Annotated in this window: 22 protein-coding genes and 1 other RNA gene; 16 read left to right on the top strand and 7 right to left on the bottom strand. The window is 64.7% G+C overall.

Going from position 1 to position 23,908, the window contains the following annotated elements; genetic code table 11:
- Nucleotides 1-103: 103 nt before the first annotated feature.
- The 4 genes from tsaD (at nucleotide 104) to DESTE_RS02310 (ending at nucleotide 3,645) form a co-directional block, all read left to right on the top strand.
- On the top strand, nucleotides 104-1,432 hold the full coding sequence (tsaD, locus tag DESTE_RS02325) for a tRNA (adenosine(37)-N6)-threonylcarbamoyltransferase complex transferase subunit TsaD (RefSeq protein WP_035064568.1): 1,329 nt from the start codon (nucleotides 104-106) through the stop codon (nucleotides 1,430-1,432).
- Between the two features lie 231 nt (nucleotides 1,433-1,663).
- The gene (gene trxA / locus DESTE_RS02320; protein ID WP_035064566.1) at nucleotides 1,664-1,987 is read left to right on the top strand and encodes a thioredoxin; all 324 of its coding nucleotides are present in this window, start codon (nucleotides 1,664-1,666) and stop codon (nucleotides 1,985-1,987) included.
- Between the two features lies 1 nt (nucleotide 1,988).
- A complete protein-coding gene (locus tag DESTE_RS02315) occupies nucleotides 1,989-2,912 on the top strand; it encodes an NAD(P)/FAD-dependent oxidoreductase (RefSeq protein WP_035064563.1) in 924 nt (307 codons plus the stop codon).
- The gene (locus DESTE_RS02310; RefSeq protein ID WP_035064560.1) at nucleotides 2,905-3,645 is read left to right on the top strand and encodes an outer membrane protein assembly factor BamD; all 741 of its coding nucleotides are present in this window, start codon (nucleotides 2,905-2,907) and stop codon (nucleotides 3,643-3,645) included. Before DESTE_RS02315 ends, DESTE_RS02310 begins: the two co-directional genes overlap by 8 nt.
- A 466-nt stretch (nucleotides 3,646-4,111) precedes the next feature.
- Here the strand turns inward: DESTE_RS02310 and DESTE_RS02305 are convergent, their stop codons facing one another.
- On the bottom strand, nucleotides 4,112-4,714 hold the full coding sequence (locus DESTE_RS02305) for a MarC family protein (RefSeq protein WP_035064557.1): 603 nt from the start codon (nucleotides 4,712-4,714) through the stop codon (nucleotides 4,112-4,114).
- 149 nt (nucleotides 4,715-4,863) lie between these two features.
- Nucleotides 4,864-5,676: an SDR family NAD(P)-dependent oxidoreductase gene (locus DESTE_RS02300; protein WP_051384263.1), complete on the bottom strand. Its 813-nt coding sequence runs from the start codon at nucleotides 5,674-5,676 to the stop codon at nucleotides 4,864-4,866.
- Nucleotides 5,677-6,089: 413 nt separating this feature from the next.
- Between DESTE_RS02300 and DESTE_RS02295 the strand changes: the two genes are divergently transcribed.
- The 8 genes from DESTE_RS02295 (at nucleotide 6,090) to DESTE_RS02260 (ending at nucleotide 16,688) form a co-directional block, all read left to right on the top strand.
- Nucleotides 6,090-6,851 (top strand): (Fe-S)-binding protein, encoded by a 762-nt coding sequence (locus DESTE_RS02295; RefSeq protein ID WP_035064554.1) that lies wholly within the window; start codon nucleotides 6,090-6,092, stop codon nucleotides 6,849-6,851.
- The gene (locus tag DESTE_RS02290) at nucleotides 6,844-8,271 is read left to right on the top strand and encodes a LutB/LldF family L-lactate oxidation iron-sulfur protein (RefSeq protein WP_035064550.1); all 1,428 of its coding nucleotides are present in this window, start codon (nucleotides 6,844-6,846) and stop codon (nucleotides 8,269-8,271) included. Before DESTE_RS02295 ends, DESTE_RS02290 begins: the two co-directional genes overlap by 8 nt.
- Nucleotides 8,264-8,920 carry a LutC/YkgG family protein gene (locus DESTE_RS02285; RefSeq protein ID WP_035064547.1) on the top strand — a complete coding sequence of 219 codons (657 nt, stop codon included), beginning with the start codon at nucleotides 8,264-8,266 and terminating at the stop codon, nucleotides 8,918-8,920. The genes DESTE_RS02290 and DESTE_RS02285 overlap by 8 nt, the downstream gene beginning before the upstream one ends.
- Nucleotides 8,921-9,332: 412 nt before the next feature.
- Complete coding sequence (locus DESTE_RS02280; protein WP_084559523.1) at nucleotides 9,333-9,701, top strand: DUF1653 domain-containing protein; 369 nt, start codon at nucleotides 9,333-9,335, stop codon at nucleotides 9,699-9,701.
- Between the two features lie 269 nt (nucleotides 9,702-9,970).
- Complete coding sequence (locus tag DESTE_RS02275; protein WP_035064545.1) at nucleotides 9,971-11,440, top strand: cation diffusion facilitator family transporter; 1,470 nt, start codon at nucleotides 9,971-9,973, stop codon at nucleotides 11,438-11,440.
- A gap of 171 nt (nucleotides 11,441-11,611) precedes the next feature.
- The gene (locus DESTE_RS02270; RefSeq protein ID WP_035064541.1) at nucleotides 11,612-13,900 is read left to right on the top strand and encodes a hybrid sensor histidine kinase/response regulator; all 2,289 of its coding nucleotides are present in this window, start codon (nucleotides 11,612-11,614) and stop codon (nucleotides 13,898-13,900) included.
- A gap of 224 nt (nucleotides 13,901-14,124) precedes the next feature.
- Nucleotides 14,125-14,781, top strand: a complete 657-nt coding sequence (locus DESTE_RS02265; RefSeq protein WP_035064539.1) for a carbonic anhydrase — start codon at nucleotides 14,125-14,127, stop codon at nucleotides 14,779-14,781.
- A gap of 353 nt (nucleotides 14,782-15,134) precedes the next feature.
- Nucleotides 15,135-16,688: a hypothetical protein gene (locus tag DESTE_RS02260; protein WP_035064537.1), complete on the top strand. Its 1,554-nt coding sequence runs from the start codon at nucleotides 15,135-15,137 to the stop codon at nucleotides 16,686-16,688.
- 175 nt (nucleotides 16,689-16,863) lie between these two features.
- Here DESTE_RS02260 and blaOXA read toward each other — a convergent pair whose 3' ends face one another.
- Together blaOXA and DESTE_RS18300 are read right to left on the bottom strand one after the other, a co-directional pair.
- On the bottom strand, nucleotides 16,864-17,694 hold the full coding sequence (gene blaOXA / locus DESTE_RS02255; protein WP_245590701.1) for a class D beta-lactamase: 831 nt from the start codon (nucleotides 17,692-17,694) through the stop codon (nucleotides 16,864-16,866).
- A 258-nt stretch (nucleotides 17,695-17,952) separates the two neighbouring features.
- Nucleotides 17,953-18,540: a substrate-binding periplasmic protein gene (locus DESTE_RS18300; protein WP_245590700.1), complete on the bottom strand. Its 588-nt coding sequence runs from the start codon at nucleotides 18,538-18,540 to the stop codon at nucleotides 17,953-17,955.
- On the opposite strand from DESTE_RS18300, the gene DESTE_RS18295 reads away from it, so the two are divergent.
- Nucleotides 18,524-18,910, top strand: coding sequence for a hypothetical protein (locus DESTE_RS18295; RefSeq protein ID WP_245590699.1), 387 nt, complete (start codon nucleotides 18,524-18,526; stop codon nucleotides 18,908-18,910). The two genes, DESTE_RS18300 and DESTE_RS18295, sit on opposite strands and share 17 nt — an antisense overlap.
- 514 nt (nucleotides 18,911-19,424) lie before the next feature.
- On the top strand, nucleotides 19,425-20,360 hold the full coding sequence (locus DESTE_RS17405; protein ID WP_198015306.1) for a HEPN domain-containing protein: 936 nt from the start codon (nucleotides 19,425-19,427) through the stop codon (nucleotides 20,358-20,360).
- 106 nt (nucleotides 20,361-20,466) lie between these two features.
- Here DESTE_RS17405 and ssrA read toward each other — a convergent pair.
- Nucleotides 20,467-20,819: a transfer-messenger RNA gene (gene ssrA, locus DESTE_RS17400) on the bottom strand.
- A 468-nt stretch (nucleotides 20,820-21,287) separates the two neighbouring features.
- Entirely contained in the window at nucleotides 21,288-21,911 is a 624-nt protein-coding gene (locus DESTE_RS02245; protein ID WP_035064531.1) for a hypothetical protein, read from the bottom strand.
- A 238-nt stretch (nucleotides 21,912-22,149) separates the two neighbouring features.
- Here DESTE_RS02245 and DESTE_RS18290 point away from each other — a divergent pair, with 238 nt between their 5' ends.
- Nucleotides 22,150-22,620, top strand: a complete 471-nt coding sequence (locus DESTE_RS18290) for a hypothetical protein (RefSeq protein WP_245590698.1) — start codon at nucleotides 22,150-22,152, stop codon at nucleotides 22,618-22,620.
- A gap of 161 nt (nucleotides 22,621-22,781) precedes the next feature.
- On the opposite strand, the gene DESTE_RS02235 is transcribed toward DESTE_RS18290, so the two are convergent.
- A complete protein-coding gene (locus tag DESTE_RS02235) occupies nucleotides 22,782-22,976 on the bottom strand; it encodes a hypothetical protein (protein ID WP_035069443.1) in 195 nt (64 codons plus the stop codon).
- A 302-nt stretch (nucleotides 22,977-23,278) separates the two neighbouring features.
- Here DESTE_RS02235 and greA point away from each other — a divergent pair, with 302 nt between their 5' ends.
- A complete protein-coding gene (gene greA, locus DESTE_RS02230) occupies nucleotides 23,279-23,761 on the top strand; it encodes a transcription elongation factor GreA (RefSeq protein WP_035064529.1) in 483 nt (160 codons plus the stop codon).
- The last annotated feature ends 147 nt before the right edge of the window (nucleotides 23,762-23,908 follow it).

Below are 23,908 nucleotides of genomic sequence, written 5' to 3'. Positions count from 1 at the left end.
GGATGGCGACCGCAACGCGAAAAAGTTTCCTTCCCCTCCCCGAACCCCTCCCCATCCTTCAAAACTTTTTAATTGGGCAATTCGGCCTCTGCGACGGTACATAATGCTCTGTCTCGGCATAGAAACCTCGTGCGATGAAACCGCGCTGGCGCTCGTACGCGACGGCGTGGTCATTGCCGACGTCATGTCCTCGCAGGCCGACGTGCACGCCCTGTTCGGCGGGGTGGTGCCGGAACTGGCCTCGCGCGAGCACTACCGGCTCATCGGCGCCCTGTGCGACGAGGTGCTGCGCCGCGCAGGCGTGACCGCTGCCGACATCGACGTGGTGGCCGTGGCGCGCGGGCCGGGCCTGCTGGGCAGCCTGCTGGTGGGCATGGGCTTTGCCAAGGGGTTGGCACTGGCCACCGGCGCGCGGCTGGTGGGGGTCAACCACCTGCACGCCCACCTGCTGGCGGCGGGCATTGCCGAAGAGATGCCGTATCCCGCGCTGGGCCTGCTGGTGTCCGGCGGACATACCCACATCTATCGCATGGAATCGCCGCGCCACATGCCCCTGCTGGGGCGCACCCTGGACGACGCTGCGGGCGAGGCCTTCGACAAGGTGGCCAAGCAACTGGGCCTGGCCTATCCCGGCGGGCGCACCATCGATGAACTGGGCCGCAAGGGCACGGTGACCCCCGCCATGTTTCCCCGGCCCTACGTCGACAACGACAACCTCGATTTCAGCTTCAGCGGACTGAAGACCGCCGCCGGGCTGGTGGTGCAGGCCAACCCCGCGCTGATAAAGGCCGCACGCGCCGTGGCGGATGGTTCGGCAGGTGCGGCGGGTTCCGTCAACGGCACGTCTAATCTGGTCCAGCCGGAATTGCCCGATATGGCAGCCCTGTACGACATGTGCGCCTCGTTCAACCACGCCGTAGCCGACACCCTGCGCATCAAGCTGGAGCGCGCCCTGGTGCGCGAAAACGGTCCGCTGCCCGGCACGCCCGCCGCACCGGCCAGAAAGAAGCGGAAAAAGGGTGCAGCGGTTGCCACGGATGCCGGTCAGACCGCATTGTCGGACCAGGCAGCACTGTCGGGCCGGGCCGCACTGTCGGGCCGGGCCGCATCGCCGGATCAGGCTGCCTGTGCAGCAGGTGCAGGGCAGGGCGGTCCGGCCCCCGGTCCTCGCCGCGCCCCCGTACGGGCGCTGGTGGCTGCCGGCGGCGTGGCCGCGAACTCGTATGTCCGTGAAGCGCTTGGCGATCTTGCCCGGAGGGCGGGCCTGCCACTGCTGTTGCCGTCGCCCGCACTGTGCACGGACAACGGCATCATGGTGGCCCATGCGGGCTGGCGGCTGGCGTCCCTTGGGCTGGGGCACGGCCTTGCACTGGAGGCCATCCCGCGCGGGCGCTCGATTCCCGATGATTTCACCATGTTCCGCAGTGTATAGAAGCGGGCTGACCGCGCCGTCGTGCTTGACACGCCAGCAGCGCCCTACTATTTCTTCATAGGTTGGCAGGAGGCGGGTCACCTGCCGGGGCATCGCCATGCGCGGTCCGCCGCGCAGCCCCCGCACGACGCTTCTGCCCTTGCCGTTTCCGGGTCCTGTCCGTACGAAACCGGGCATCGACCGTCCCGGGTGCGGTCGCCGCATCGCATATACGACCAAAAGGAGTGCACCATGGCCGTTCAGATCACCGACGCCAACTTCGAAGCCAACGTCCTCAAATCCTCCCTTCCCGTGCTGATCGACTTCTGGGCTCCCTGGTGCGGTCCGTGTCGCGCGATGGGCCCCGTCATCGACGAACTGTCCGCCGAATACGACGGCAAGGTGCTCATCGCCAAGATGAACGTGGACGAAAACCCCGCCACCCCCTCCAAGTACGGCATCCGCGCCATCCCCACCCTGATCCTGTTCAAGGGCGGCGAAGTGGTCGAGCAGATCACCGGCGCCGTGTCCAAGAGCAGCATCAAGGACATGATCGCGCAGAAGGCCCTTGGCTAACATGAAGACTTACGACGCCATCGTCATTGGAGGAGGGCCGGCCGGCATGACGGCCGCCCTCTATCTTTTACGTTCCGGCGTGAGCGTCGCCTTTGTCGAAAAGCTGTCTCCCGGCGGCCAGGTGCTCATGACCGCCGAGATAGAGAACTACCCCGGCTTTCCAAAGGGCATTCAGGGGTGGGAACTGGCGGATCTGTTCGCCGCCCACCTTGAACGCTACCCCCACGACAAGTACAACGACGCCGTCACCGCGTTCGAACCCGCCCCCGGCGCCAACCGCGTGCGCGTGGGCGACGAATGGATCGTCGGCAAGACCGTGGTGGTCTGCTCCGGCGCCCGCTACAAGAAGCTGGGGCTGCCGGACGAAGACCGCCTGATCGGAAAGGGCATTTCGTACTGCGCCCTGTGCGACGGCAACTTCTTTCGCGGCCAGAAGGTGGGCGTGGTGGGCGGCGGCAACTCCGCCCTCGAGGAATCGTTGTACCTCGCCAAGCTGGTGGCCAACCTGCACCTGATCCACCGCCGCGACGAGTTCCGCGGTTGCAAGTGCTACCAGGAAAAGGTGCAGTCCGCGCCCAACATCGACATCGAGTTTTCCTCCGTCGTCCGCAAGCTGCACGGCGACACCGGCCTGACCGGCGTCACCCTTGCCGACGTGAAGACGGGCGAAGAACGCTTCCTGCCGCTGGACGGGCTGTTCATCTTCATCGGTTTCGAACCCGTGGGCGACTTTCTGCCCGACGGCATCGACAAGGACCCGCAGGGCTTCATCATCACCGATACCGAGATGCGCACCAGCCTGCCGGGTGTCTTCGCCGCCGGGGACATCCGGTCGAAGGCCTGCCGCCAGGTGACCACCGCCGTCGGTGACGGGGCCACTGCCGCAACCGCAGCCTTCACCTACCTGGAACAGCTCGATGCGTAACGCCCTTTCCCGTCTCCTGGCCGTTCTGCCCCCTGTGCTGCTGGTGCTGCTGCTTTCGGGCTGCGGCATCATCGACTACTTCTACCTGCCCCCGCCGGAAGAAACCGCGCAGGAGCTCTTTGAGGCCGGCAACGACTCCATGCGCGAAAAGCGCTACGGCGAAGCGGCGGAATCCTTCAGCAAGCTGAAGGAACAGTTCCCGTTCAGCCCGTACACCATCGAGGCCGAACTCTCGCTGGCCGACGCCCACTTCCTGGACGAGGACTACCTGCTGGCGGGCGAAGCCTACAAGGAATTCGAAACCCTGCACCCCCGGCACGAGGCCATTCCCTACGTGCTGTATCAGGTGGGGCAGTCGCGCCAGAAGGCCTTCCTGTCCATCGACCGGCCCACCACGGGCCTGACGGAAGCCATCCAGTACTACCAGCGCCTGCGCGAAAGCTACCCCGGCACCGAATATGCCGAAAAGGCCAAGCAGCACATCGCCGAATGCCGCCGTCTGCTTGCCGAGCGCGAGCTGTACATCGGCGACTTCTTCTGGCGTGCCGAACGCTATGGCGCCGCTTGGCGTCGCTACGTGTACGTGGTGGAAAACTTCCCGGAAATCGAGGATCTGCGCGATCATGCCGAAGAAAAAAGCAAGGTTGCCTACCTCAAGTACCGCCAGCAGCAGTCGCAGAAGGTGCAGGAACAGCGCGAAGGCTCGTGGAAGCGCTGGTTCAACTGGCTGTAGATGCATCGACACCGGCACGACATGACACACAAGGGCGGCCCCCGCGAGGGAGCCGCCCTTTCGTTTTGTCCGGCGACAACCGGCACGCAACCGCGCGCAACTGGCGGCTACTGAAAGTGCGCAAACTTCTGGACACTACCGCGCCGGGCCTTCCGTGCTGCGCCGCGTCATGCCGGAACCGTTCGGAACACTGCTGAACAATGCGAAACCGTGCGAACCCAAGCGACCCGATGGGCCTCTGGCGTGCGAATGTGTGCCTTTCGTCAGCTGCATCGCGCCTGCCGAGTATCGGTGAACGTCGGAAGGCTTCCGTGACGAACGAAATGGCCGCCCGACAGGTGTCGGGCGGCCATGCGCATGCGGGCAACGAAAAGAGACAGACAGGATGACCTGCGGAAGGAGCGGACAGGCGCGGGCGGGGTGCGAGTTGGGAACGCGCTTTTTGGGGAGGGCCGCCGCCCCGTTGTCAGTTCAGGAACCCGCGCACCCCGGTGAACACGATCTGGGCGGACAACGCCGCCAGGATCAGCCCGGTAATCTTGCTGAGGATGGAAATACCCGTGCGCCCCAGCAGCTTTTCGATGGCCGGGCCGATGTACAGGATCCCCCCCACGCACACCACGGCGGCCAGCAGGCCCAGGCTGGCCATGACCCGTTCCAGCGGGCCGCGCACCGTGGCGCCCATGACCATCAGTGCACCGATGGTGGCAGGCCCCACGGTGATGGGAATGGCCAGCGGCACCACGCTGATGTCGCCGTTCACTTCCTGCACGCGCGCGGGCGAGGGGTCGCGCACCAGGGCCACGGCGGAAAGGAACAGCAACGACCCGGAGCCGATGCGGAACGCATCCAGGGTGATGCCGAACAGGTCGAAGATGTATTCACCGAAAAAGTACAGGCACATGCACACGGCGTATACGGCCACGCCAACGCGCACGGCCAGCCTGCGCTGTGTCTGCGGTGCCATGTCCCGGGTCATGGTCAGGAACATGGTCAGCACGAAGAACGGCGTCAGCAGAAAGAACATCTTGACGAAGGTGGTCACGAACAGGTTGGCGATGGCGCTCATGGATGCCGCTCCGATGGGGTGGCAGGGTATGCATGCCCGGTGGCCCCGCCGCATCGTGCTGGCGGGGCAGGGCAGGCGGATTGTACAGCGCCGGGTGGTTCGCCGGGAAGGGGTACCCTCCGGGCGATCGCCCGGAGTTGCGGACGATGTCAGGCGCGGTGGACGGGCAGCGCGCCGAAGGACTGGCTGGTGGGCATGACCTCGATGCGGCTCACGTTGACGTGGGCCGGGCAGGACACCGCCCAGGCAATGGTTGCCGCAATGTCCTCCGGACGCAGGGCGGACGCGCCTTCATACAGTTTGGCGGCGCGGTCGGCGTCGCCGCCAAAGCGCACCACGGAAAATTCGCTTTCCGCAAGCCCCGGCTCGATGTTGGTCACCCGCACGCCGGTGCCGTGCAGGTCGGCCCGCAGGCCGCGCGAAAACTGCATGACGAAGGCCTTGGTGCCACCGTACACGTTGGCCCCGGGGTAGGCATAGGTGCCGGTGATGGACCCCAGGTTGACCACGTGACCGCGCCCACGCTCCACCATGCCGGGCAGCAAGGCGCGGGTCACGTGCAGCAGGCCCTTGATGTTGGTGTCCACCATGGTCGTCCAGTCGTCCAGGCTGCACCGGTGGGCGGGTTCCAGCCCCAGGGCCAGCCCCGCGTTGTTCACCAGCACGTCCACGGCGCGCCATGCTTCGGGCAGGCTCTCCAGCGCGGCCCGCACCGCATCGCCGTCGCGCACGTCAAAGCGCAGCGGCAGGCAGTTGCCGTCACCCAGTTCCGTCAGTTCCGCCAGTTCCGCCGCCAGCGCGTCCAGGCGGTCCTGGCGGCGTCCGGTGGCGATGATGCGCCAGCCGTCGGCGGCGAAGCGGCGGGCGGTGGCCGCGCCGAACCCGGCGGTGGCCCCGGTGATGCAGACGATGCCCCCGCGGGAGGCGGATTGGGCGGAAGTGGTGGCGGCAGTGGCGGTCATGATGGCGTCCTGTGCTGAAAGTTCCTGTGAAGGCCGCGGCACCGATGTTCCGGCGCCGGGCGGTCATGCCCGCCCTGGCCTCTCGCTGGCACACGGCAAGGCAGGGCGGCGGCACGGAGGCGCATACTAGCCCCGCCGCGCCCCGCAGGCAAGCCGTTCGCGTGCACAAACGGCGGCGGTCACTCAGCGGGCTGCCGCAAAACGGATGTTGCCTCTGCCGCTCCAGCGTATCGACATGGAATGCGGCCCCGTGCTAGGCTTGTTGCAAACACCGCCGCATTCCCGTGCGGCGGCCCCGGTGTCGATTCGCTTTCGCCGTGTCGCCACCCGACCCAGCCAAACCATTCCCTGCCGCACCGGACCACCCCGCGCCGCGCGTGGCGCATGTCCAACCGCAACACAGGAAGGCACACATGGCCCATACCTTCACTTATCCACGCGACGTGAAAACCGTCTACTACTTCGGCACCTGCCTCGTGGACATGTCGTTCCCGCAGGCGGGCATGGCGGGCATCCACCTGCTGCGCCGCGCCGGGGTGGAAGTGGTCTTTCCCCAGGAACAGTCGTGCTGCGGCCAGCCCGCGTACAATTCCGGCTTTCTCGAAGAAGCCAGGGCCGTGGCCAGGGCGCAGATAAAGGCGTTCTCAAAGGCCGGCTGGCCCATCGTGGTGCCTTCCGGCTCGTGCGCGGGCATGATGCGCCACCATTACCCGGAAATGTTCGCCAACGATCCGGAATATTTCGACGTGCGCAAGTTTTCCGAACGGGTCTTCGAACTGGGCGACTTTCTGCACAACGCCCTGCACGTGCGCTACGAAGACAAGGGCAAGCCGGTGAAGGTCACGTGGCATTCCTCGTGCCATGCCATGCGCGAAATGGGGGCCACGGCCGCGGCCAAGGCGCTCATCGGCCAGCTTTCCAACGTGGAACTGGTGGAGATAGAGCGCGAATACGAATGCTGCGGCTTCGGCGGCACCTTTTCCATCAAGCAGCCGGAAATCTCCGCCGCCATGGTGGCGGACAAGGTGGAGGACATCCGGGCCACCGGCGCATCCGCCATCCTTTCCGGCGACTGCGGCTGTCTGATGAACATCGGCGGGGCCATGGAACGCACCGGCGTGCCCGTGGCGCCCCGACATCTTGCCGAATTCATATGGGAGCGCATCAATGGGTAGCCAGCACCTCGACTTCACGGCCAACGTCACCGAGGCCCTTGCCGACCGTCAGTTGCGCGCCAACTTCAAGTCGGCCCTTACCGGTCTGATGAAAAAGCGCGTGGCCGTGCTGCCCGACGCGGAAGAACGCGAACGCATGCGTGACGACGCGGAAGCCGCCAAGCGCAAGGCACTGTCCAAGCTGCCGGAACTGCTGGAACGGCTGGAACGCAAGTGTACGGAAAACGGCATCATCGTGCACTGGGCCGAAACCACCGCAGAGGCCAACGAGATCATTCTGGGCATCATGCGCAGCCACGACGCCACCAGGCTGGTGAAGGGCAAGTCCATGGTCTCGGAAGAGATGCACCTGAACCACTTTCTGGAAACCCACGGCATCGAGGCGCTGGAGACGGACCTTGGCGAGTTCATCATCCAGCTGAACCACGAGCCGCCCTCGCACATCATCGTGCCCGCCGTGCACAAGAACCGCCAGCAGGTGGGGCGCATCTTTGCCGACAACCTGGAAGGCATTCCCTACACCGACGTGGTGGAAGAGCTGAACGCCATCGCCCGCAAGACCCTGCGCGAAAAGTTCCGCACCGGGCACGTGGGCCTTTCCGGCGTCAACTTTGCCGTGGCCGAAACGGGCACCCTGGTGCTGGTGGAAAACGAGGGCAACGGGCGCATGTGCACCACGGTGCCGCCGGTGCACGTGGCCGTCATGGGTCTTGAAAAGGTGGTGGAATCGCTGGCCGACCTGCCGCCTCTGCTGCGCCTGCTGACGGCATCCGCCACGGGCCAGTTGGTCACCACCTACGTCAACTGCATCACCAGCCCCCGCAAGGACGGCGAGAAGGACGGCCCCAAGGAAATCCACCTGGTCATCCTGGACAACGGCCGCTCGAAGATGCTGGCCGACGCCCAACTGCGCAGCACCCTGCAGTGCATCCGCTGCGGCACCTGCCTGAACCACTGCCCGGTGTACATCCGCATCGGCGGGCACGCCTACGGCTCGGTGTATCCCGGCCCCATCGGCAAGATACTTACCCCGCAGATCGACGGGCTGGCCGACAAGGGCGTGCTGGCCACCGCATCCAGCCTGTGCAACGCCTGCGAAGAGGTATGCCCGGTGCGCATCCCCATTCCGGGCATCATCCGGCGCATGCGCACCGAAGCGTACGACGAGAAGGGCGACGGCGTGGTCAAGGGCCACGGAGCCAAGAAGAACCTGCTGGAAACCCTGGTCTGGAAGGGCTGGGAGCTGACCTACCGCATTCCGGCGCTGAACAGGTTCGTGGTGTCCATGCTGGGCAAATTCGGCGACAAACTGCCCAACGTCGGCCCGCTGAAGGCCTGGACCAGCGTGCGCACCGCGCCGCGCTTCGCGCCCAAGAGCCTGCACCAACTCGCCAAGGAAGAGGGGATCCGCCATGAGTAGCACCGCCCGCGACCGCATCTTTGCGCGCCTGCACGCGGCGCGCACCACTGTTTCGCCCTACGTGCCGCAGGGCGGCACCTGGCAGGCCCCCATGCTGGACAAGGCCCAGCGCATCGAACTGCTGAAAAAGCGCATGGAAACCGTACGCTCGGAAGTCCACGTGCTGCCCGAGGCGGAATGGCCCGCCAAGCTGGCGGAACTGCTGAAGGCCCGCGAGGCCAAGACCCTGACCTACGGCCACGATGCGTGGTTTGGCGGAACCCTGCGTTCCAAGATCAAGGGCAAGGGACTGCCCAAGCTGGTGCCCTACGGCGAAAACGTGGAGGCCTTCCGCGACGAACTGTTCGGCATCGACGTGGGCATCACCTCCACCCTGGGCGGCATTGCCGAAAACGGCACGCTCATCGTCTGGCCCACCCCGCAGGAACCGCGCCTGCTCTCGCTGGTGCCCACGGTGCACGTGGCGCTGCTGAAGGCCGACACCATCTACAGCACCCTTGCCGAGGCCATGCGCGAGATGCGCTGGGCCGAGAGCATGCCCACCAACGCGCTGCTTATCTCCGGCCCGTCCAAGACGGCGGACATCGAGATGACCCTGGCCTTCGGGGTGCATGGGCCCAAGGAACTGATTGTGCTGGTGCTGGAATAGGCGCGAATGGTCTTTTCGCTCGTTGGCTGACCGCCCCGAAGGGCGCGGAGCGTGCCCGTCAGGCGAGCTTGCGAGCCTTACGGGCATCGAGCGCAGGGCGGTCAAACTGCGCCAGCCATTGCCTTGCTGTCTTTGTCTGTAAGACTCGCGCTACGCGCTTGCCTAACGGCTAAGGCTCGGTCGAATACGATAAGAGCGCGATGCGGTCGCCATCCGTAATGCTCGAAGACTCGCATGACGGCTGCCGCATACTCCCGTATGGCAGGCTTGTTTTCCTTGCCAACGAACGAAAATCCGCATTCGCGAGGTGATTCGCCTCGCACAATGCCTGACAACCGCGCGCCGGAATGGGGGATTCCCTTTTTCCGGCGCGTCGCGCATGGTGCGGCAAAACCGCACCCACGAGGGAAACATGCCGCAAGACGACACCATCACAGCTCGCGCCGGGGTCGGCCAAGCCGACAACAGGCCCGACGGGCCTGACTCCGCATTGTCCAGTGCAACCGCGTTTGGCCACCCCTTCTACCGCCATTTCAAGGGACGCTACTATCAGGTGGTGGGTGAGGCGCTGGACACGGCCACGGAGGGCAGGGTGGTGGTGTACCGTACCCTGTACCCGTCCGGCCATGGGCTGTTCACGCGCCCATACGACGAGTTCCATGGCTGGAAGGACAGCGCCGATGGATCGCGCGTGCGCCGGTTCACGCCGGTGCACCACGCCGATCTTCCTGCCGACGCCCGCACCCATGTCGTAGCCGTACTGCCCCTGCCGACCGAATAGACAGCGCTTTCCGGCGCGTGCACCTTCATTCGCAATATCCCGTCTGAAGTCGATGTTCATCATCAATGACGGCAGGATGCGCTCTTTGCTGGTCACGCCGAAAGGGGCGTGCTAAGGTGCCGTGCGCCTTGTCCCCAGCCCATTGCCATGACGGCCCGCATGTCGCAGCAGTAAGGGCGGCACGGAGGACGGGCGCGCACACCGCATGTCTGTCCTGCGGGACCACACATCCGCACCCAGCGCACAGGACAGGCCAGCCCGGAGGCGCCATGCAACCCCACGATTACGAAACCGCCCTGCGCGAAAAGAACGCCGCCGCGCTGTCCTCGGTGCTGGCCGCCGTGCTGCTGACCGCACTCAAGCTGGGGGTGGGCCTGTCCACCAACAGTCTGGGCATCCTGTCGGAAGCGGCCCACAGCGGGCTGGACCTGGTGGCCGCCGCCGTCACGTGGTTTGCGGTGCGGATATCCTCGCGCCCGCCCGACGCGCGCCATCCCTATGGCCACGGCAAGATCGAGAACCTTTCCGCCCTGGTGGAAACGTTGCTGCTGCTGGTCACCTGCGGGTGGATCGTATGGGAGGCCATGCACCGGCTGTTCGTGGAGCCGGAAGTCGTGGTGCCGTCGGCCTGGGGGCTTGGGGTGATGGGCGTGTCCATCGTGGTGGACATCTCGCGTTCGCGCATGCTGCGCCGCGTGGCCAGGAAGTACAACAGCCAGGCCCTGGAGGCCGACGCGCTGCACTTTTCCACCGACATCTGGTCATCCGCCGTGGTCATCGTGGGCCTGCTGGCCCTGCTGGCGGCGGACCTGCTGCCGCAAGGCTCGGCCCTGCGCCCCATGCTGGAACGCGCCGACGCCGTGGCCGCCCTTGCGGTGTGCGCCATCGTGGTGCACGTCAGCCTGAGCCTTGGTCGCCGCGCCGTGGATGCCCTGCTGGACGGCGGCGACGCAGGCCTTGCCGGGCGCATCGAAACTGCCGTGAATGCTCAGCCCGGCGTGGTGCGGGTGGAACGCACCCGGGTGCGTGAAAGCGGGCCGCACGCCTTCGTGGACATGACCATCATCGTAGGAGCGGAACTGTCGCTGGACGCGGCCCACGAAATCACCCAACAGGCGGAAGCGGCCGTGCGCGAGGTGGCCCCCGGCGCGGACGTGACCATCCATTTCGAGCCGCAGCAGGCCGGGGAGCGGGGCGTTCTGGACCGCATCCGTTGCGTGGCCGCCGCCCACGCGCTGCCGGTGCACGCCGTGGAAGTCGTCGAGGCGCAGCCAGAGGCCGCAGCCCCTCACGACCTGATGGTGGAACTTCATGTAGAACTTGAAGGCCGGATGACGCTTGCCGACGCGCATGCCCGGGTCTCTGCCTTCGAAGAAGCCCTGCGCGCCGAGTTGGGGCCGCTGCACGTTGCCACGCACATCGAACCCGCGCCAGATGCGGCAGGCGCGGCAGGCGCAGCGGGTGCGGCAAGCCCCACGCCATCCCGCCTGCTGGAATCGCCGCGCGTTCAGGCCGCCGTGCAGGCCGCCGCCGACGCGGAACCCGGCGTGTGCGACTGCCACCACATGCACGTCCGCAGGCAGGGCGAGGACATATCGCTCAGTTTCCACTGCCGCATGGCCCCGGAAACTCCCGTCACCGAAGCGCACCGCGTGTCCGCCGCCCTGGAGGCGCGCCTGCGCGCCAGCCTGCCCGAGTTGCACCGGGTGGTGGTGCACATGGAACCGGTGGGAGAATAGGGGTGAACGCGGCCCCTGTTTTCCATGGCGCCGTTGCGTGCCCCTGTGCGCCCGCCCGCTCTCTATTTCAGCCGACAAAGAAACCCCAAGTTATACTTCATCAAATGGTCGGGGCGCGCTAGCTTCGCGGTATTCCTGCCCCTTCCGCCGGGCAGTACCCACGAGGCGCCCATGCCGTTTCATCCACTCAAGGGGTCCATTCGCAAGAGGCTTGCGCTGCTGATCCTCATGTCCGCGCTGCCCACGCTGGTCCTTACCGTCGCCCTTGGGCTGCAGGCCAGAAACACGGCCATCGAAGACGCCACGCAAGGGCTGCAGGGATTTGTCCGCACTGCCGCCGAAGCCCAGGTGCGGGCCACCACGGCAACCCGGCTGCTCATGGAAAACCTGTCCCGCGTCCCGGACGTGCAGCGCGTCGACATCGCGGCCTGCACGCGCATCTTCGTCAACGTGCTCCGGATCAATCAGCAACGCTATTCCGCCCTGCATCTGGTTGATCTGGATGGCAACATCCTGGCCACCGGCGGCGCATCTTCCGGCGTCAACTTCGCCAACGTGAAGCATTTCAAGGACGCCCTGACGACCAGGGGCTTCGTCGTGGGCGAGTATCAACTCGGGGTCAGTCTGGGCGTTCCCGTGTTGCCTTTCGGTTGCCCGGTGATCGGGCCGGACGGGAATATCCGTGCCGTATTGCTGGCCAGCATCCTGCTGAGCAGCTATGGCGACCTGTTTGCCGAAATGCGCTTTCCGCCGGACTCCTTTTTCGGCGTCTGCGACCATCAGGGCGTGCGCCTGTTCCGCTATCCCGCAACCGACGGCCTGCCTATCGGCCAGCCCGTGCACGGCCCCGTATTCACCGCCGCCAGGGCCGACGGAGAGGAAGGCCTTGTGGAAGACATGGGGTCCGAGGGGGTACTGCGCCTTGTGGCCTTCCGGAAAATTCGCACCGGCCCGGAAGCCCCGCCCTACATGTACCTGTTCGCGGGCACTCCCAAGGCAAGAATTCATGCCCAGGCGCTGGAAATCCTGTGGCGCGACCTGGGCATCCTGCTGCTGATGGTGGTCCTTACGTTGTCCAGCGGCTGGTTTCTCGGTGGTCGCAACATGGGGCGCAGGCTGGAAGACCTTGCCGCTGCGGCGACACGCATCGGCGAAGGCGACCTGAACACGCGCGTCGAGCCGGAGCGGGGGGTTACCGAGATCGACATCCTGGCGCGGTCATTCAACGACATGGCCCTGGCGCTGGAGCGGGACATGGGGGCGCGCCTCCGTACCGAAGCCGAACTGCGCGAGGCCAGAAGCCAGGCAGAAGCCGCCAACCATGCCAAAAGCCTGTTCCTGGCGAACATGAGCCATGAACTGCGCACCCCGCTCAATGGCCTGCTGGGCATGCTGCAACTCATCAAGGGCAACGAGAATGCCAACGAAAGGGACGCATATCTGGACCTTGCGCAGCGCTCCGGCCGCCGCCTGACGGATCTTCTGGGCGACCTGCTGGACCTGTCGCGCATCGAGGCCGGGGGCATGCGCACCCAGAGCAGGCCCTTTACGCTGGCCAGCACCTTCGCGGCCCTGGCGGAAACGTTTTCGCCCATGCACCAGAGCAAACGGGTGCCCCTGGTGCTCGATTGCGCTCCGGAAATCCCCCCGGTGCTCGTGGGGGATGAGGTCCATCTGCGGCAGATACTGTTCAACCTCGTGGGCAACGCCATGAAGTTCACCGAAAAGGGCGAGGTCCGCCTTGAGGTCTTTCCGTTGCCCCCCAAGCCCACCGACGAAGTGCTGCTGCTGTTCATCGTCAGCGATACCGGCATCGGCATTCCGGACGACAAGTTGGACCATATCGTCCACCCCTTTGCGCAGGTGGAGGAAAGCTACACCCGGTCCCACCAGGGGGCCGGACTTGGCCTCGCCATCGTGCGCAACCTTGTGATCGCCATGGGTGGCACACTGCAATTCGTCAGCGAGGTGGGGCAGGGCACCAGTGTCTGCATGACCCTGTCCTTCAACCTGCCCGACGGGACAATGCGTGGCGCGCCGCCGGAAGACGCCCCCGTGTGTGCCGGACACGACGGGTTGTGCGTCCTGCTTGTCGAGGACGACGAGGTGAGCCGCCTGTGCGCCCGGCGGCTGCTGGAACAGATGGGGCACGAGGTGACGACGACCGCCAACGGGGCGCAGGCGCTGGATGCCTTGCGCGCCAAGCGTTTCGACTGTGTGCTCATGGACGTGCAGATGGACGTGATGGACGGCGTGGAGGCCACGCGCCACATCCGGAGCGGCGTTTCCGGGGTGCTGGATGCGCGGATTCCGGTCATCGCCATGACCGCCTACGCCATGGCGGGCGACAGGGAAAAGTTCCTGGCCGAAGGCATGGACGGATACGTGTCGAAGCCGGTCATGGTCACCGAACTCACAGCCGCCATCGCCAGTGTCATGGCCCGGCGCAAGCCCACCTGATCCGCCCCACCGCACGTGGCATGCCCGCAAAGGGCAGCGCGGCGCGTGAAAACGCAAGCGGTTACTCGCATCGGGGTTGCGCGGCGGTAAAAAAGACGTACAATCCCCAGTTACCCGCAGTCAGCGGCGTTCGCCGCGCGCCGGGTCCGTACGCTTTTCGCATCCCGCAACAGCCATCTCCTTTGTACCGCATCCCGTCCCGCACGGCAGTTCCGGAGCCTTTCATGCCCGCACCCGATCTTGGCCGCTTCATCGCCGGTTTTCGGCGTTTTCAGAAAAGCTGGTTCTGCCGCGACCACAACCTGTTCGAAAACCTGGTCGAAGAGCAGGCACCCAAGGCGCTGGTCATCGCGTGCAGCGATTCGCGCGTGGACCCGGCCCTGCTGCTGGACTGCAACCCCGGCGACCTGTTCGTGGTGCGCAACGTGGCCAATCTGGTGCCCCCGTACGAGGCGCACACCACCACCCAGCACGGGGTCAGCGCCGCGCTGGAATTCGCCGTGCGCAGCCTGAAGGTGGAAGACATCATCATTCTGGGCCACGCCCGCTGCGGCGGCATCAAGGCGCTGCTTTCCGGCGCGGCAGGGGACCGGGACGACACGGAGTTCCTGTCGCGCTGGGTCAGCATTGCCGCGCCCGCGCAGGAACGGGTGCAGCAAACCTGCCCGCACTGCTCGGACCAGGAACTGCACCGCGCCTGCGAGCAGGAATCCATACTGGTTTCGCTGGAAAACCTGATGACCTTCCCGTGGTTGTGCAAACGGGTGGAGCGGGGCGAACTTTCGCTGCACGGCTGGTTCTTCGACCTGGAAAAGGGCGAACTGCTGGGCTGGGACGCGGCCACGAAGACCTTCCAGCCCATGGTGCGCGAATGCGCCTGACGGTGCGCACCCCGTAACAATCAGACTGACGGCACGTGCCGCCTGGCAATCCGCCCGACAATCCGCCTGACGGCATGCCCCGCTAACAGTCCGTCCGCTGGCGTCTCGGGCCATCTCGCCGCAGGCCACGCGGCGTATTCCTGCCGTCGAACTCCTTGAGAAAAGCCGCCGCGCATCGTAAGGTGGCAAACGGAGCAAAGGCGCTCCTGCCGCCCCGAGCCCGCCAGACGGCGCCGCAACCGGCGGAAGCCGCCCCCGGCACGCGCCATGCGCAGGCCGGGGGCGTTTTCCCGTCTCCTTGGGCACCCACGCACGACGACAACACGGCATCGCCGTCGCACGGATATTCCCGCATGTTTTTCTCGAAATTCTTCTCCGGCTTGAAGCGCGACCCGGATGACGCCCGCCCGACGGCCAGCCCGTCAGGCTCCACGCCTGGCAACGCAACTGCCGATGCGTCCGGCGGCACGTCATCGGGCGGCGCTGCCCCCGGCTCCGGCTCCGATGCCCGTTCCGATACCGGGTCCGGCCAGGCAGCCGACAAGGGCAGTGCCCACGGCGGCAGCGCCAACGGTTTCGACGGCAACGCGCAGGAATCCCCCTCGCCCTCCCACGGCCGGGGCGGATTTGGCGGCCTGGGCGACCTGTTGGGCGACCAGGAGCGCAAGTACGTTCTGGCCTACATCGTCATCGGCATCGTGCTGGTGGAGTTTCTGGTGGCCATCGTGGCCATCTGGCAGGGCGTGGCCAACGTGCAGAGCATGCCCGACGGCACGGTGCGCTTCCGCTTTCCGTGGGGCGGGTACCTGGTTTCCGTGGCTGCCGCACCCGTGGTGGTGCTGCTGGTGTTGCAGGTCATCGCGCTGGGCTACACCCGCCTGATCAAGGGCGACCCGGTGCTGACCGAGGCGCAGTTGCGCCAGTTGCCGCCGTGGCTGCAAAAGATGCTGGCCGCCGTGAACGGCGTGCCCACCTTTCTGCTGTTGCTGGGCGTGACCCTGCTGGCCACGGTCATCTACTATTTCGACAAGGTGCTGGGCTTCGTCATCCGGCTGGGCGAATCCACCGAGCACCTGGTGCTGTGGGTGGGCGGCGGCGTGCTGGCCGCGTGGTGCGTGGGCTATCTGGGGCGGATGTGGTTCGCCTACAAGGTGCGCCGCATGCAGGAAGAATACGCCTACCGGCGCGAGGTGCTGGACCGCACCGGCATGATCATCGTGGACCAGCGGAGCATGCTGGCCCAATTGCCCGGACAGGGGCAGGGGCAGGGTGATGCCATGATGCCCCGCGCCCTGCCAGGCGCCATCGACGTTTCGCCTTCCGGCGGGGTGCAGGCCACCAGGGTACTGCCGCCCGCGCCGCCAGCGTCGACTGATACGACGGGTCCGACTGATCCGGCTGGTCTGGCTGATCCGGCTGGTCTGGCTGATACGGCTGGTCTGGCCACTTCTTCCTCGCCATCCGGCCAGTCTGAAGCATCCGGGCAGTCTGAAGCATCCGGGCAGTCCGCAGATTCCGAACCGACGGCAACCGTGGCGCACGATGCCGAAGTCGTGTCACCAGTGGCTTCTGCGGCAGATGTCGCCGCCGCCGATGACGTACGGGTGGCCTACGTGGCCTACGTGGTGGACGTGCATGACGCCGCCAGCAAGGCCGTTCCCGAAACCCCGAGTGTACCCGATGACGAGGCCCTCGGCCTGTCTGATGACGAACCGGGCGAACCAAGCGAACCGGGCGAGCCAAGCGAACCGGGCGAGCCAAGCGAACCGGGCGAACCGGGCCTGCACGAACCTTCCGGCACGCCCGCGCCCCGACCGGCCCCCCAGCCGACGTCGCTTGACCTGCTGAATCCCCCGCCCGCCGCAGCGCCCAAAAAGCCCCGCGCGCGCAAGAAGCCTGCGGAATAGCCAGGCGGACCCGGAACGAGATGGTGACGCGACACGCAAGGGGCATCCCCCGCACCGTGCCTGCGCCGTTCCCGTCCCATTGCTAAAACAATCGAAAGCCGGGTGGCGTTGCGCAACGCCACCCGGCTTCTTTTGATTCCTGCGGGCGCGGTTCCCGTCAGTGCTTCACCAGCCGCTACCACTCGCCGGGGGCAACGCCCAGCAGCCGTTGCACCTTGACGATGGCCGCATCACGCGACCTGCGCCCCGCCGGGGCTGGGTTGTCGTCCTCGTCCTCCAGCAGATGGGCGAACAGCACGGTGCGGCCATCCGCATTCCGCGCCCAGCCCACGAACCAGCCGATCTGCCGGTCTTCGTCGCGAGAGCCGTCGGGCAGCAGGCGCACCCCGCTGCCGGTCTTGCCGTACAGCTTCCAGCCGCCCTGCAAATCCTGCACGAACAGGATACGCCGGGTCATTTCCTGCGCATGCGCCGACACCGGCAACTCGGAGCGCACCAGCCTGCCGAGGAAGTCCACCTCTTCTTCGGGCGAGATGGCCAGGCTGCTGGACAGCCACGAGCGGGTCAGGCCGTCGTCCGTGCCCGCTGTTCCGCGCCGCCCGGAGACGTCGCGGTTGCCGTAGCCGAAGCGGTCCACGTAGGCCTTGAAGCGCTCCATGCCCAGTTCACGCGTGGTGGCCTGCGAATACCACACACAGCTGTTGCGCATCCACATGACGGGGTCGTGCGGCTGTTTCCACATGTCGTAGGCCACGTTCAGGCTTTCGTCATAGGGGCGCACCGGGTGCGTCTCGTCGGTCAGGATGCCCGCGTCATAGCCCATGAGGCTGATGGCGATCTTGAAGGTGGAACAGGGCGCGCGGCGGGTGGCCAGATCGCCCTCTGCCGCCAGCACCTCGTCACCCTCGCGCGCAAGAAAGCTGGTGGCGGCGCGGGCAGGGGCGGGAAGGGCCGCGCACAGCGCCAGCAGCAGGGCGAGAGCCGCCACGGGGAAAACACGATGCATCCGCATGCGTCACCTTCGGCATGTCCATGGAAAGGCACGGCGACGGAACGATTCCGGCGGCGGCGGCCTTTTGTTCAGCCCTGCGTTACGCCGGATGCGTCATGGTTTCAATGGGGTGCGATGTCCGTGGGCTGCACGGCGAGGGAGGCAAGGCATCCGCGCGTCAGGCAGGCAAGGGCGGGAGGTGGAAGAGGAAAAAAGCGGCAAGAGGCAGGGAGGGACCGTCGGGACGGCCTGCCATGCGTTGCGATCCGCGCGCTACCGCCCCAGGAACGGGGCCGCGATGCGTTCGTAGCTGCCGTCCTTCTTCATGCCGCGCAGGGCATCCGCCAGGCGGGGGACCAGGTCGGCATGGCGGCTGTTGAGATACATGTACATTTCGCGCCGGGCCAGGGGCGGGTCCAGCACGCGCAGATTGGTCAGGCCCAGCTTGCGGGCGTAGTACAGACCGCCCAGGCGGTAGTAGAGCACCACGTCCACGCGCCCGGCCCGCAGCAGTGCGAACAGGTTTTCCGGTGTGGCGACCTTTACCGTGCTGCCGGCGTGCACGTTCTCGTCGTAGATCTTCCAGCCGATGATGTAGGCGACGGTGTAGTGGCGCAGGTCGTCCCAGTTGCGCACCTGCACGTCCGGTCGCAGGGCAAAGGCCGTGAATTCGTAGGTCATGTTGCTTTCGGGCACCTGGAGCAGGTTGGGGTAGGCAGCCTGCAACCCGCTGATGCGGTTGCCGTCACCGTCTACCTGCCCGCCGTCGGCCATGACCAGCCCGCGCTCGCTGGGCAACTGCTGCAGGGAGACGCCCACCCCGGTACGCGCGAAGGCCCCCTTGATGATCAGGTCCAGCATGCCGTTTTGGCCGGGCTCGCTGAGCGGCGGCGATATGGTGGTGGCCAGGGTAAGGGCAGGACCGGACGGAGCGGGAGAGGACGGCGCAGAAGCAGACTGGGCAGGGCCGGACGGGACGCCAACAGACGAGGTGCCAACTGACGGGGCGGAAGCCGGTGGGGCAACAACCGGGGTGGACTGCCCGGCGCTGGCACCCGATGCGGCAACGCACAGCAAAAGCGCGCATGGCACCAACGGCGACAGCATCCGTGACATGTTCCGGACCATGTTCCGGGTCATGTTCTGGAACATGGCCAGCGCCACGCCGCGCAATGTCGCCCGCAATCTCTTCATTCTTGCAAAAGCCATCCGGCGCCTCTGTAAACCCTGAATCCTCGACCTGATCGTCAGCGCGCGCTCATGGAGCCGTGGCCTGTGCAGTCGGGCGTATGACTTCCGGGACGTGGCGGAACATTGGGGAACATGGCGGAACGCGGTGCGGCATTGCGCCGCCCACACCCCGCACCTGATGCCCACATGGGGGGATGCCCCCATGTGGATATGGGAATCGGTGCGGGTACCCGAAGTCGTTTTGTTGAGTGTCTATTCTATCCTGAATTTTCGTCAACAGGCCAGTGGGGGTGGGGCGGGTGCGCTTTCGCGCAGGGACGTGTGGGCTTTGAGCGGTAGGCAATTGTAGCCTGTTGCGGGTAACCCAAAAAGATCGGGCCGCCCCGCCTTGCGGCAGGTCGGCCCTGAAACTGGTGGGAGGGCAAGTGTTAAAAATAGAACATATCAGCTTGTAACCACTTGTGCTTGAAGGAATCATTAAGTTAATGCTCCTCTGAATGAACCCTGCAACTACATTCGAAAAACTCTTGGGCGAATGGCTTGATGTCATTGACATGAAGCTCGCCCAAAGATGTTGTCCGCTTTATACTCGGCCACTATTGGCAACCATAGAACTTATTGAACTAGATGCTATCAGTATTAAAAGAAATGATCCCAGCATAGTGACAAATAAATTCCCTGACTATATGGATGAAATATGGTTCAGGCGCATATATGGCATGGTGTATAGCTGGTATTTTGCGCGTTTCGAAGACAAAATGAATCAGTCACAGTCCCGCACGTGCGAAGGCGCGACATTTATACGTGAAACTCCATATTTAACAAAAATACCACTCACAACATCCAAGATTGAAAAACCTGGGGAAACAGCTTGGCTTTGTTTCCATGACTCTGTCCAGTCCAGCGAAGATGTATTGAGCTGGATTCAACAGGGTCCAAACTTTAAACTTCTTTCCGCAAAAGATATAAAAAAAGCCCGCTCCATAACAAAAGAAATATCTAACAATCTTCGCAGCATTAACATTGCAGTCTTGGGGATGGACAAATCAAATGAAAAAATATCAGAAATGAGTCAACGCATCTTGCCAAGCCTTCAAGATGCGGCAAGATCGCTGGCAAAAGCTGATGATATAAGCATTGCGTGTGCATTTTGGCCTATGCAACTGGCGTGCGAATTAGCTCTTAAGTGCCTGTCCTTGCAGCGAGGCCACAACTTTAAAGAAACACATGATCTATTCTACCTTTTTGACAATATTCCTCCACCTTACCTTACTTTTTCACGGGCAGAAATCTCTAAACTTCCAAACTGTAAAGAAATTATTAACTCGCGATATTCTAGCGCAAAAAAATATACGATAAAAGAAAGCTTCCGCGCGTATCATGCTGCTGTAAACATCGTTGCAGCGACCACATCATCATTTAACATACGTTTTAAATTAGGGAATGCTAAAATTCTCTTGCAGCTTCCACCATGGGCAAGAGCGGACTAAGTATTTTTAAGAAATAATGCTAAACTGATCACAAGCCAAAGATAAATTATGACACCACCCAAAAAAGATCGGGCCGACCCGCCTTGCGGCAGGTCGGCCCTGAAATTGGTGGAGGCGGCGGGAATCGAACCCGCGTCCGAGAACATTCCACGCGAAACGTCTACAGGCTTATGTCGGGAACAATTGTCGTCACGGGCTTGGCCCCCGACCGGGCGGCCCTAGACCAGCTCACCTATAGTTCTTACACCCGCAGCGGCAAGCGCCCTTGGATGCCAGCCTGATGAAGTTACACCTCGCCGACGTATCAGGCGTCGATCGGTTTGGCGTGGCCACTAATTAGGCAGCCAGTGCGTATTCGTAATTGTTGGCAATTACTTTTGGTGCCGCTTTTTACGAGGCCAGCGGCGCCTCGGCCTGCAGTTCCGGCTTCTACATCCCCGTCGAAACCAGGGCGCCCCCGTATGTACGGCGGTGTCCGGCGTAACGGCGTGTCGTGCCGAGATGCAATGCGGGCCACCATCCCGCTTCACATACTATAATGCCGTCTCCGGCAAAGGCAAGGTGGGGGCAAACGCTTGCGGCGGTTGCACACCAGCCCGGACCCGACCGGAACAGGGGCTATACGGCCTTTTGCACCCGGTGGCAAGGGATACGCGGCATGCTGGCCACAACGCATAACGCCCGAGCCGGGCATGAAAGCCGGGGCCGGGCGGACATGATTTAAAGATGATCGCGAAGCGGCAATGAAATGCGGGTGAAGCGGTCAGGGCTGCTATGGGTGCTGGTCCGGGCGCCAGTCTGGGGCAGGGCCGGTGTGTGGTCAGTCGCCGTGGAATTCCCGCCGTACCATCATTACAGGGATGCGTGGCGGCAACCGGCGCAGGCCAGCGGACACGGCATCTACGGGCAGCCCGCAGGCCAGGGGGGCTAGGTGTTTCTGCCGAAGTAGAAGTGCGACATGGCCCCCTTCAGGCTGACCCGGTAAGCGGAAGATGCCGTCTCGGCCGTATCGGTCGTGGCCGCGTCCACCGCATCGTAGGCGGCAGCCCCCACGCGCGTGGTAACCACCCGGCGCAGGCTGCGGATGTCGCGGATCAGTTCCGACTGCGAGGCCAGTTCGCCAAAGACAGAGGAAAGCTCCGGCGCATCGGTCAGGGCCTGCTCTATGCGCGCCTTGTCCGGGTGGTCGCCCAGCACGGACAGCGCCCCGTCATCATCCTGGGACAGGGTCAACTTTTCGTCCAGCGTCACCCCGGCGGCATCCAGCCGGTCGGAAAGGGTATCCAGAAACCCCTCTTGCAGGTCCGCGACGTTCTGCTCCAGCGTTTCCAGCACATTGCCGCCACGCTCGGAAATATCTTCCAATGTGGAGCGCAGCTTGGGATTCAGCGCGGAAAGGCTGGCACTGTCGGTCAGACGGGCAAGGTTGCCGTCCGCCGCCTGCGCCTGCTCGGACCCGGACGCGGTGCGTCCTGCATCGGCGCCCTGCCCCGTGGAACGGTGGACGACCATCATGCTGCCGAGATTGTTGAAAATGCCATCTATGGCCACGCCCGCCTCCGTCGTGCAGAAATTTCCCTTCCCGTGTCTGGGGCTGGAATGAGCAAGATCGGTGCCAGCGGAAAGAGGCAGGAGGAACGGCGCTCATGACCTGGATGAGACAGGGGGGACCCATCAGGCGCCGCGGGGTAGGACAGAGACCCTGCCGCATTGACAGAGGCAGGTCTTTTGCCGGAATCTGCGGGAAAGTCCGGCCCCCGACATTCACGGGGCACGGCAGGAGAAGGCCATGAGAAACGACGAATTGATGACAAGCGACATGACGGCCGGTCTGGCCGGGCTCACTTGCGGCGCTCATGACACGGAGCGCCCCAGGCCCGCCCGGCATGACCGGAACACCGCGCGCCGCCGGGTTGCGGTGGCTCATACGTGTCTGGCCCATACATGCCTGGTCCGAACCCGTGCTGCCCTGACGTGCCTGGCCCTGTGCGCCGTGCTTGCAGGCGCGCTGCCCGCATCGGCACGGGCAGAAACCACGCAACTGCCGGGGGGCGAATACCCCGATGCGCAGTGCACCTCACCCATGCGCCCCTTTGCGGGGGACAAGGCCTGGGAATGGGATATGTACCGCCAGAAGATGGGCGCCTACCGGGCCTGCGTCGACGCGTACGTACGCCGCGCCCGCGCGGACATCGAGCACATCCAGGGCAAGATCGACAAGGCCGTGCGTGAGTACAACCGCGAGGTAACCATGCCCTGATGAGGCGGACGGGAAAGGCGGACGGGAAAGGCGGGCGGACGGGAAGGGCGAACGCGAAGAATGGGTGAAAGGAACGGCCCTGAACAGCCTTGCGACGCGGGACGGTGTAGGCGCGGCAGGCCCGCCCGCTGCTGTCGCCCCATGCCCACGAACCGGTCGGCCTAGCCGGGACCATTCCAGTGCCCGCAATTTTCGCAGGCAAACCCCGAAAAGTCCGCCGCCCCGGCATCGTCCGTCCATACTTCCACTTCGTTGATGTGCCCGCAGTTCTCGCAGGGGATGCGGGCCACGTGTTCCTCGGGATCGTAGTCGCAAACTTCGCCGCGGACGAGCAGGGTGGCGGTGTATTCGGGCATGACGGCCTCCGGGTATGGCGCGGCCGTGGGCAGGCACGCGCCGTGCGTTTTGGGGGGTATGTCCATTCTGACGATGCCGCAGGTTTCGCGCACGGTCAACCAGGGCCCCGTGCCCCCTCGCGAACGACAAGCCGGTTGCCGCCTCTCGGCATCTTGACCGGCACGCCCGGCTGCCCTATATTGTGCAACGTGCCGTCGGATGACGGTGCCGAACTGTGCCGCTGCGCGGGGTTTGCCCCGTCGGCGGGACACTTTCTTTTTGCCCGGCAACAGACCATGCCCAGACATTTCAAGGAACGAGCATGAGCAGCATCCCCATTTCCACCGAAGGCTACGATCGACTGATGAAGGAACTGGAACGCCTGAAGTCGGAACGCCCGGCGATCATCCAGGCCATCAAGGAAGCCCGCGAAGAAGGCGATCTGAAAGAAAACGCCGGTTACGACGCCGCCCGCGAACGGCAGGGCATGCTCGAAGCCCGCATCTCGTACATCGAATCGCGCATGGCCCAGTTCAACGTCATCAATCTGGACAGCCTGTCCGGCGACAAGGTGATGTTTGGCGCCACCGTGGAAATCGAGGACCTCGACAGCGGCGAATCCAAGCGCTACACGCTACTCGGCCCGGACGAGGCCGATTATTCCCAAGGCAGCATTTCCATCCTTTCGCCGGTGGCGCGCGCGCTGCTGGGCAAGGAAGAAGGCGACGAGATCGTGGTGGACGCCCCGCGCGGCCGCATCAGCTACGAGATCGTTTCCATCGCCTTCGAGGGCGCGCGCCGCTAGCGCCGGGCCCGCCATACGCCGTATTCCGCGCGCCCCGGCCCACCCGCCGGGGCGCTTTCGTTATGGCGAACGTCTATCGCGAAGCACGGTTCCCGCCCGTTGCCGACAGCGCCCACCGCGTTACCGGGAAAACCCCACGCTCAGGGG

It is taken from the genome of Nitratidesulfovibrio termitidis HI1, assembly GCF_000504305.1.
Taxonomy (GTDB): Bacteria; Desulfobacterota; Desulfovibrionia; order Desulfovibrionales; family Desulfovibrionaceae; genus Cupidesulfovibrio; species Cupidesulfovibrio termitidis.
This window is presented reverse-complemented; position numbering and strand designations above follow the sequence as displayed.

What these genes read in the sequence shown, in the direction of transcription:
- DESTE_RS02315 (WP_035064563.1), top strand. Translation starts at nt 1,989, where the DNA reads ATGAAGACTTACGACGCCATCGTCATTGGAGGAGGGCCGGCCGGCATG.
- DESTE_RS02300 (WP_051384263.1), bottom strand. Translation starts at nt 5,676, where the DNA reads ATGACCGCCACTGCCGCCACCACTTCCGCCCAATCCGCCTCCCGCGGG.
- trxA (WP_035064566.1), top strand. Translation starts at nt 1,664, where the DNA reads ATGGCCGTTCAGATCACCGACGCCAACTTCGAAGCCAACGTCCTCAAA.
- tsaD (WP_035064568.1), top strand. Translation starts at nt 104, where the DNA reads ATGCTCTGTCTCGGCATAGAAACCTCGTGCGATGAAACCGCGCTGGCG.
- DESTE_RS02285 (WP_035064547.1), top strand. Translation starts at nt 8,264, where the DNA reads ATGAGTAGCACCGCCCGCGACCGCATCTTTGCGCGCCTGCACGCGGCG.
- DESTE_RS02260 (WP_035064537.1), top strand. Translation starts at nt 15,135, where the DNA reads ATGTTTTTCTCGAAATTCTTCTCCGGCTTGAAGCGCGACCCGGATGAC.
- DESTE_RS02235 (WP_035069443.1), bottom strand. Translation starts at nt 22,976, where the DNA reads ATGCCCGAATACACCGCCACCCTGCTCGTCCGCGGCGAAGTTTGCGAC.
- DESTE_RS02290 (WP_035064550.1), top strand. Translation starts at nt 6,844, where the DNA reads ATGGGTAGCCAGCACCTCGACTTCACGGCCAACGTCACCGAGGCCCTT.
- DESTE_RS17405 (WP_198015306.1), top strand. Translation starts at nt 19,425, where the DNA reads ATGAAGCTCGCCCAAAGATGTTGTCCGCTTTATACTCGGCCACTATTG.
- DESTE_RS02310 (WP_035064560.1), top strand. Translation starts at nt 2,905, where the DNA reads ATGCGTAACGCCCTTTCCCGTCTCCTGGCCGTTCTGCCCCCTGTGCTG.
- blaOXA (WP_245590701.1), bottom strand. Translation starts at nt 17,694, where the DNA reads ATGCATCGTGTTTTCCCCGTGGCGGCTCTCGCCCTGCTGCTGGCGCTG.
- DESTE_RS02265 (WP_035064539.1), top strand. Translation starts at nt 14,125, where the DNA reads ATGCCCGCACCCGATCTTGGCCGCTTCATCGCCGGTTTTCGGCGTTTT.
- DESTE_RS02295 (WP_035064554.1), top strand. Translation starts at nt 6,090, where the DNA reads ATGGCCCATACCTTCACTTATCCACGCGACGTGAAAACCGTCTACTAC.
- DESTE_RS02270 (WP_035064541.1), top strand. Translation starts at nt 11,612, where the DNA reads ATGCCGTTTCATCCACTCAAGGGGTCCATTCGCAAGAGGCTTGCGCTG.
- DESTE_RS18290 (WP_245590698.1), top strand. Translation starts at nt 22,150, where the DNA reads ATGAGAAACGACGAATTGATGACAAGCGACATGACGGCCGGTCTGGCC.
- DESTE_RS18295 (WP_245590699.1), top strand. Translation starts at nt 18,524, where the DNA reads ATGATCAGGTCCAGCATGCCGTTTTGGCCGGGCTCGCTGAGCGGCGGC.
- DESTE_RS02280 (WP_084559523.1), top strand. Translation starts at nt 9,333, where the DNA reads ATGCCGCAAGACGACACCATCACAGCTCGCGCCGGGGTCGGCCAAGCC.
- DESTE_RS02305 (WP_035064557.1), bottom strand. Translation starts at nt 4,714, where the DNA reads ATGAGCGCCATCGCCAACCTGTTCGTGACCACCTTCGTCAAGATGTTC.
- DESTE_RS02275 (WP_035064545.1), top strand. Translation starts at nt 9,971, where the DNA reads ATGCAACCCCACGATTACGAAACCGCCCTGCGCGAAAAGAACGCCGCC.
- greA (WP_035064529.1), top strand. Translation starts at nt 23,279, where the DNA reads ATGAGCAGCATCCCCATTTCCACCGAAGGCTACGATCGACTGATGAAG.
- DESTE_RS18300 (WP_245590700.1), bottom strand. Translation starts at nt 18,540, where the DNA reads ATGCTGGACCTGATCATCAAGGGGGCCTTCGCGCGTACCGGGGTGGGC.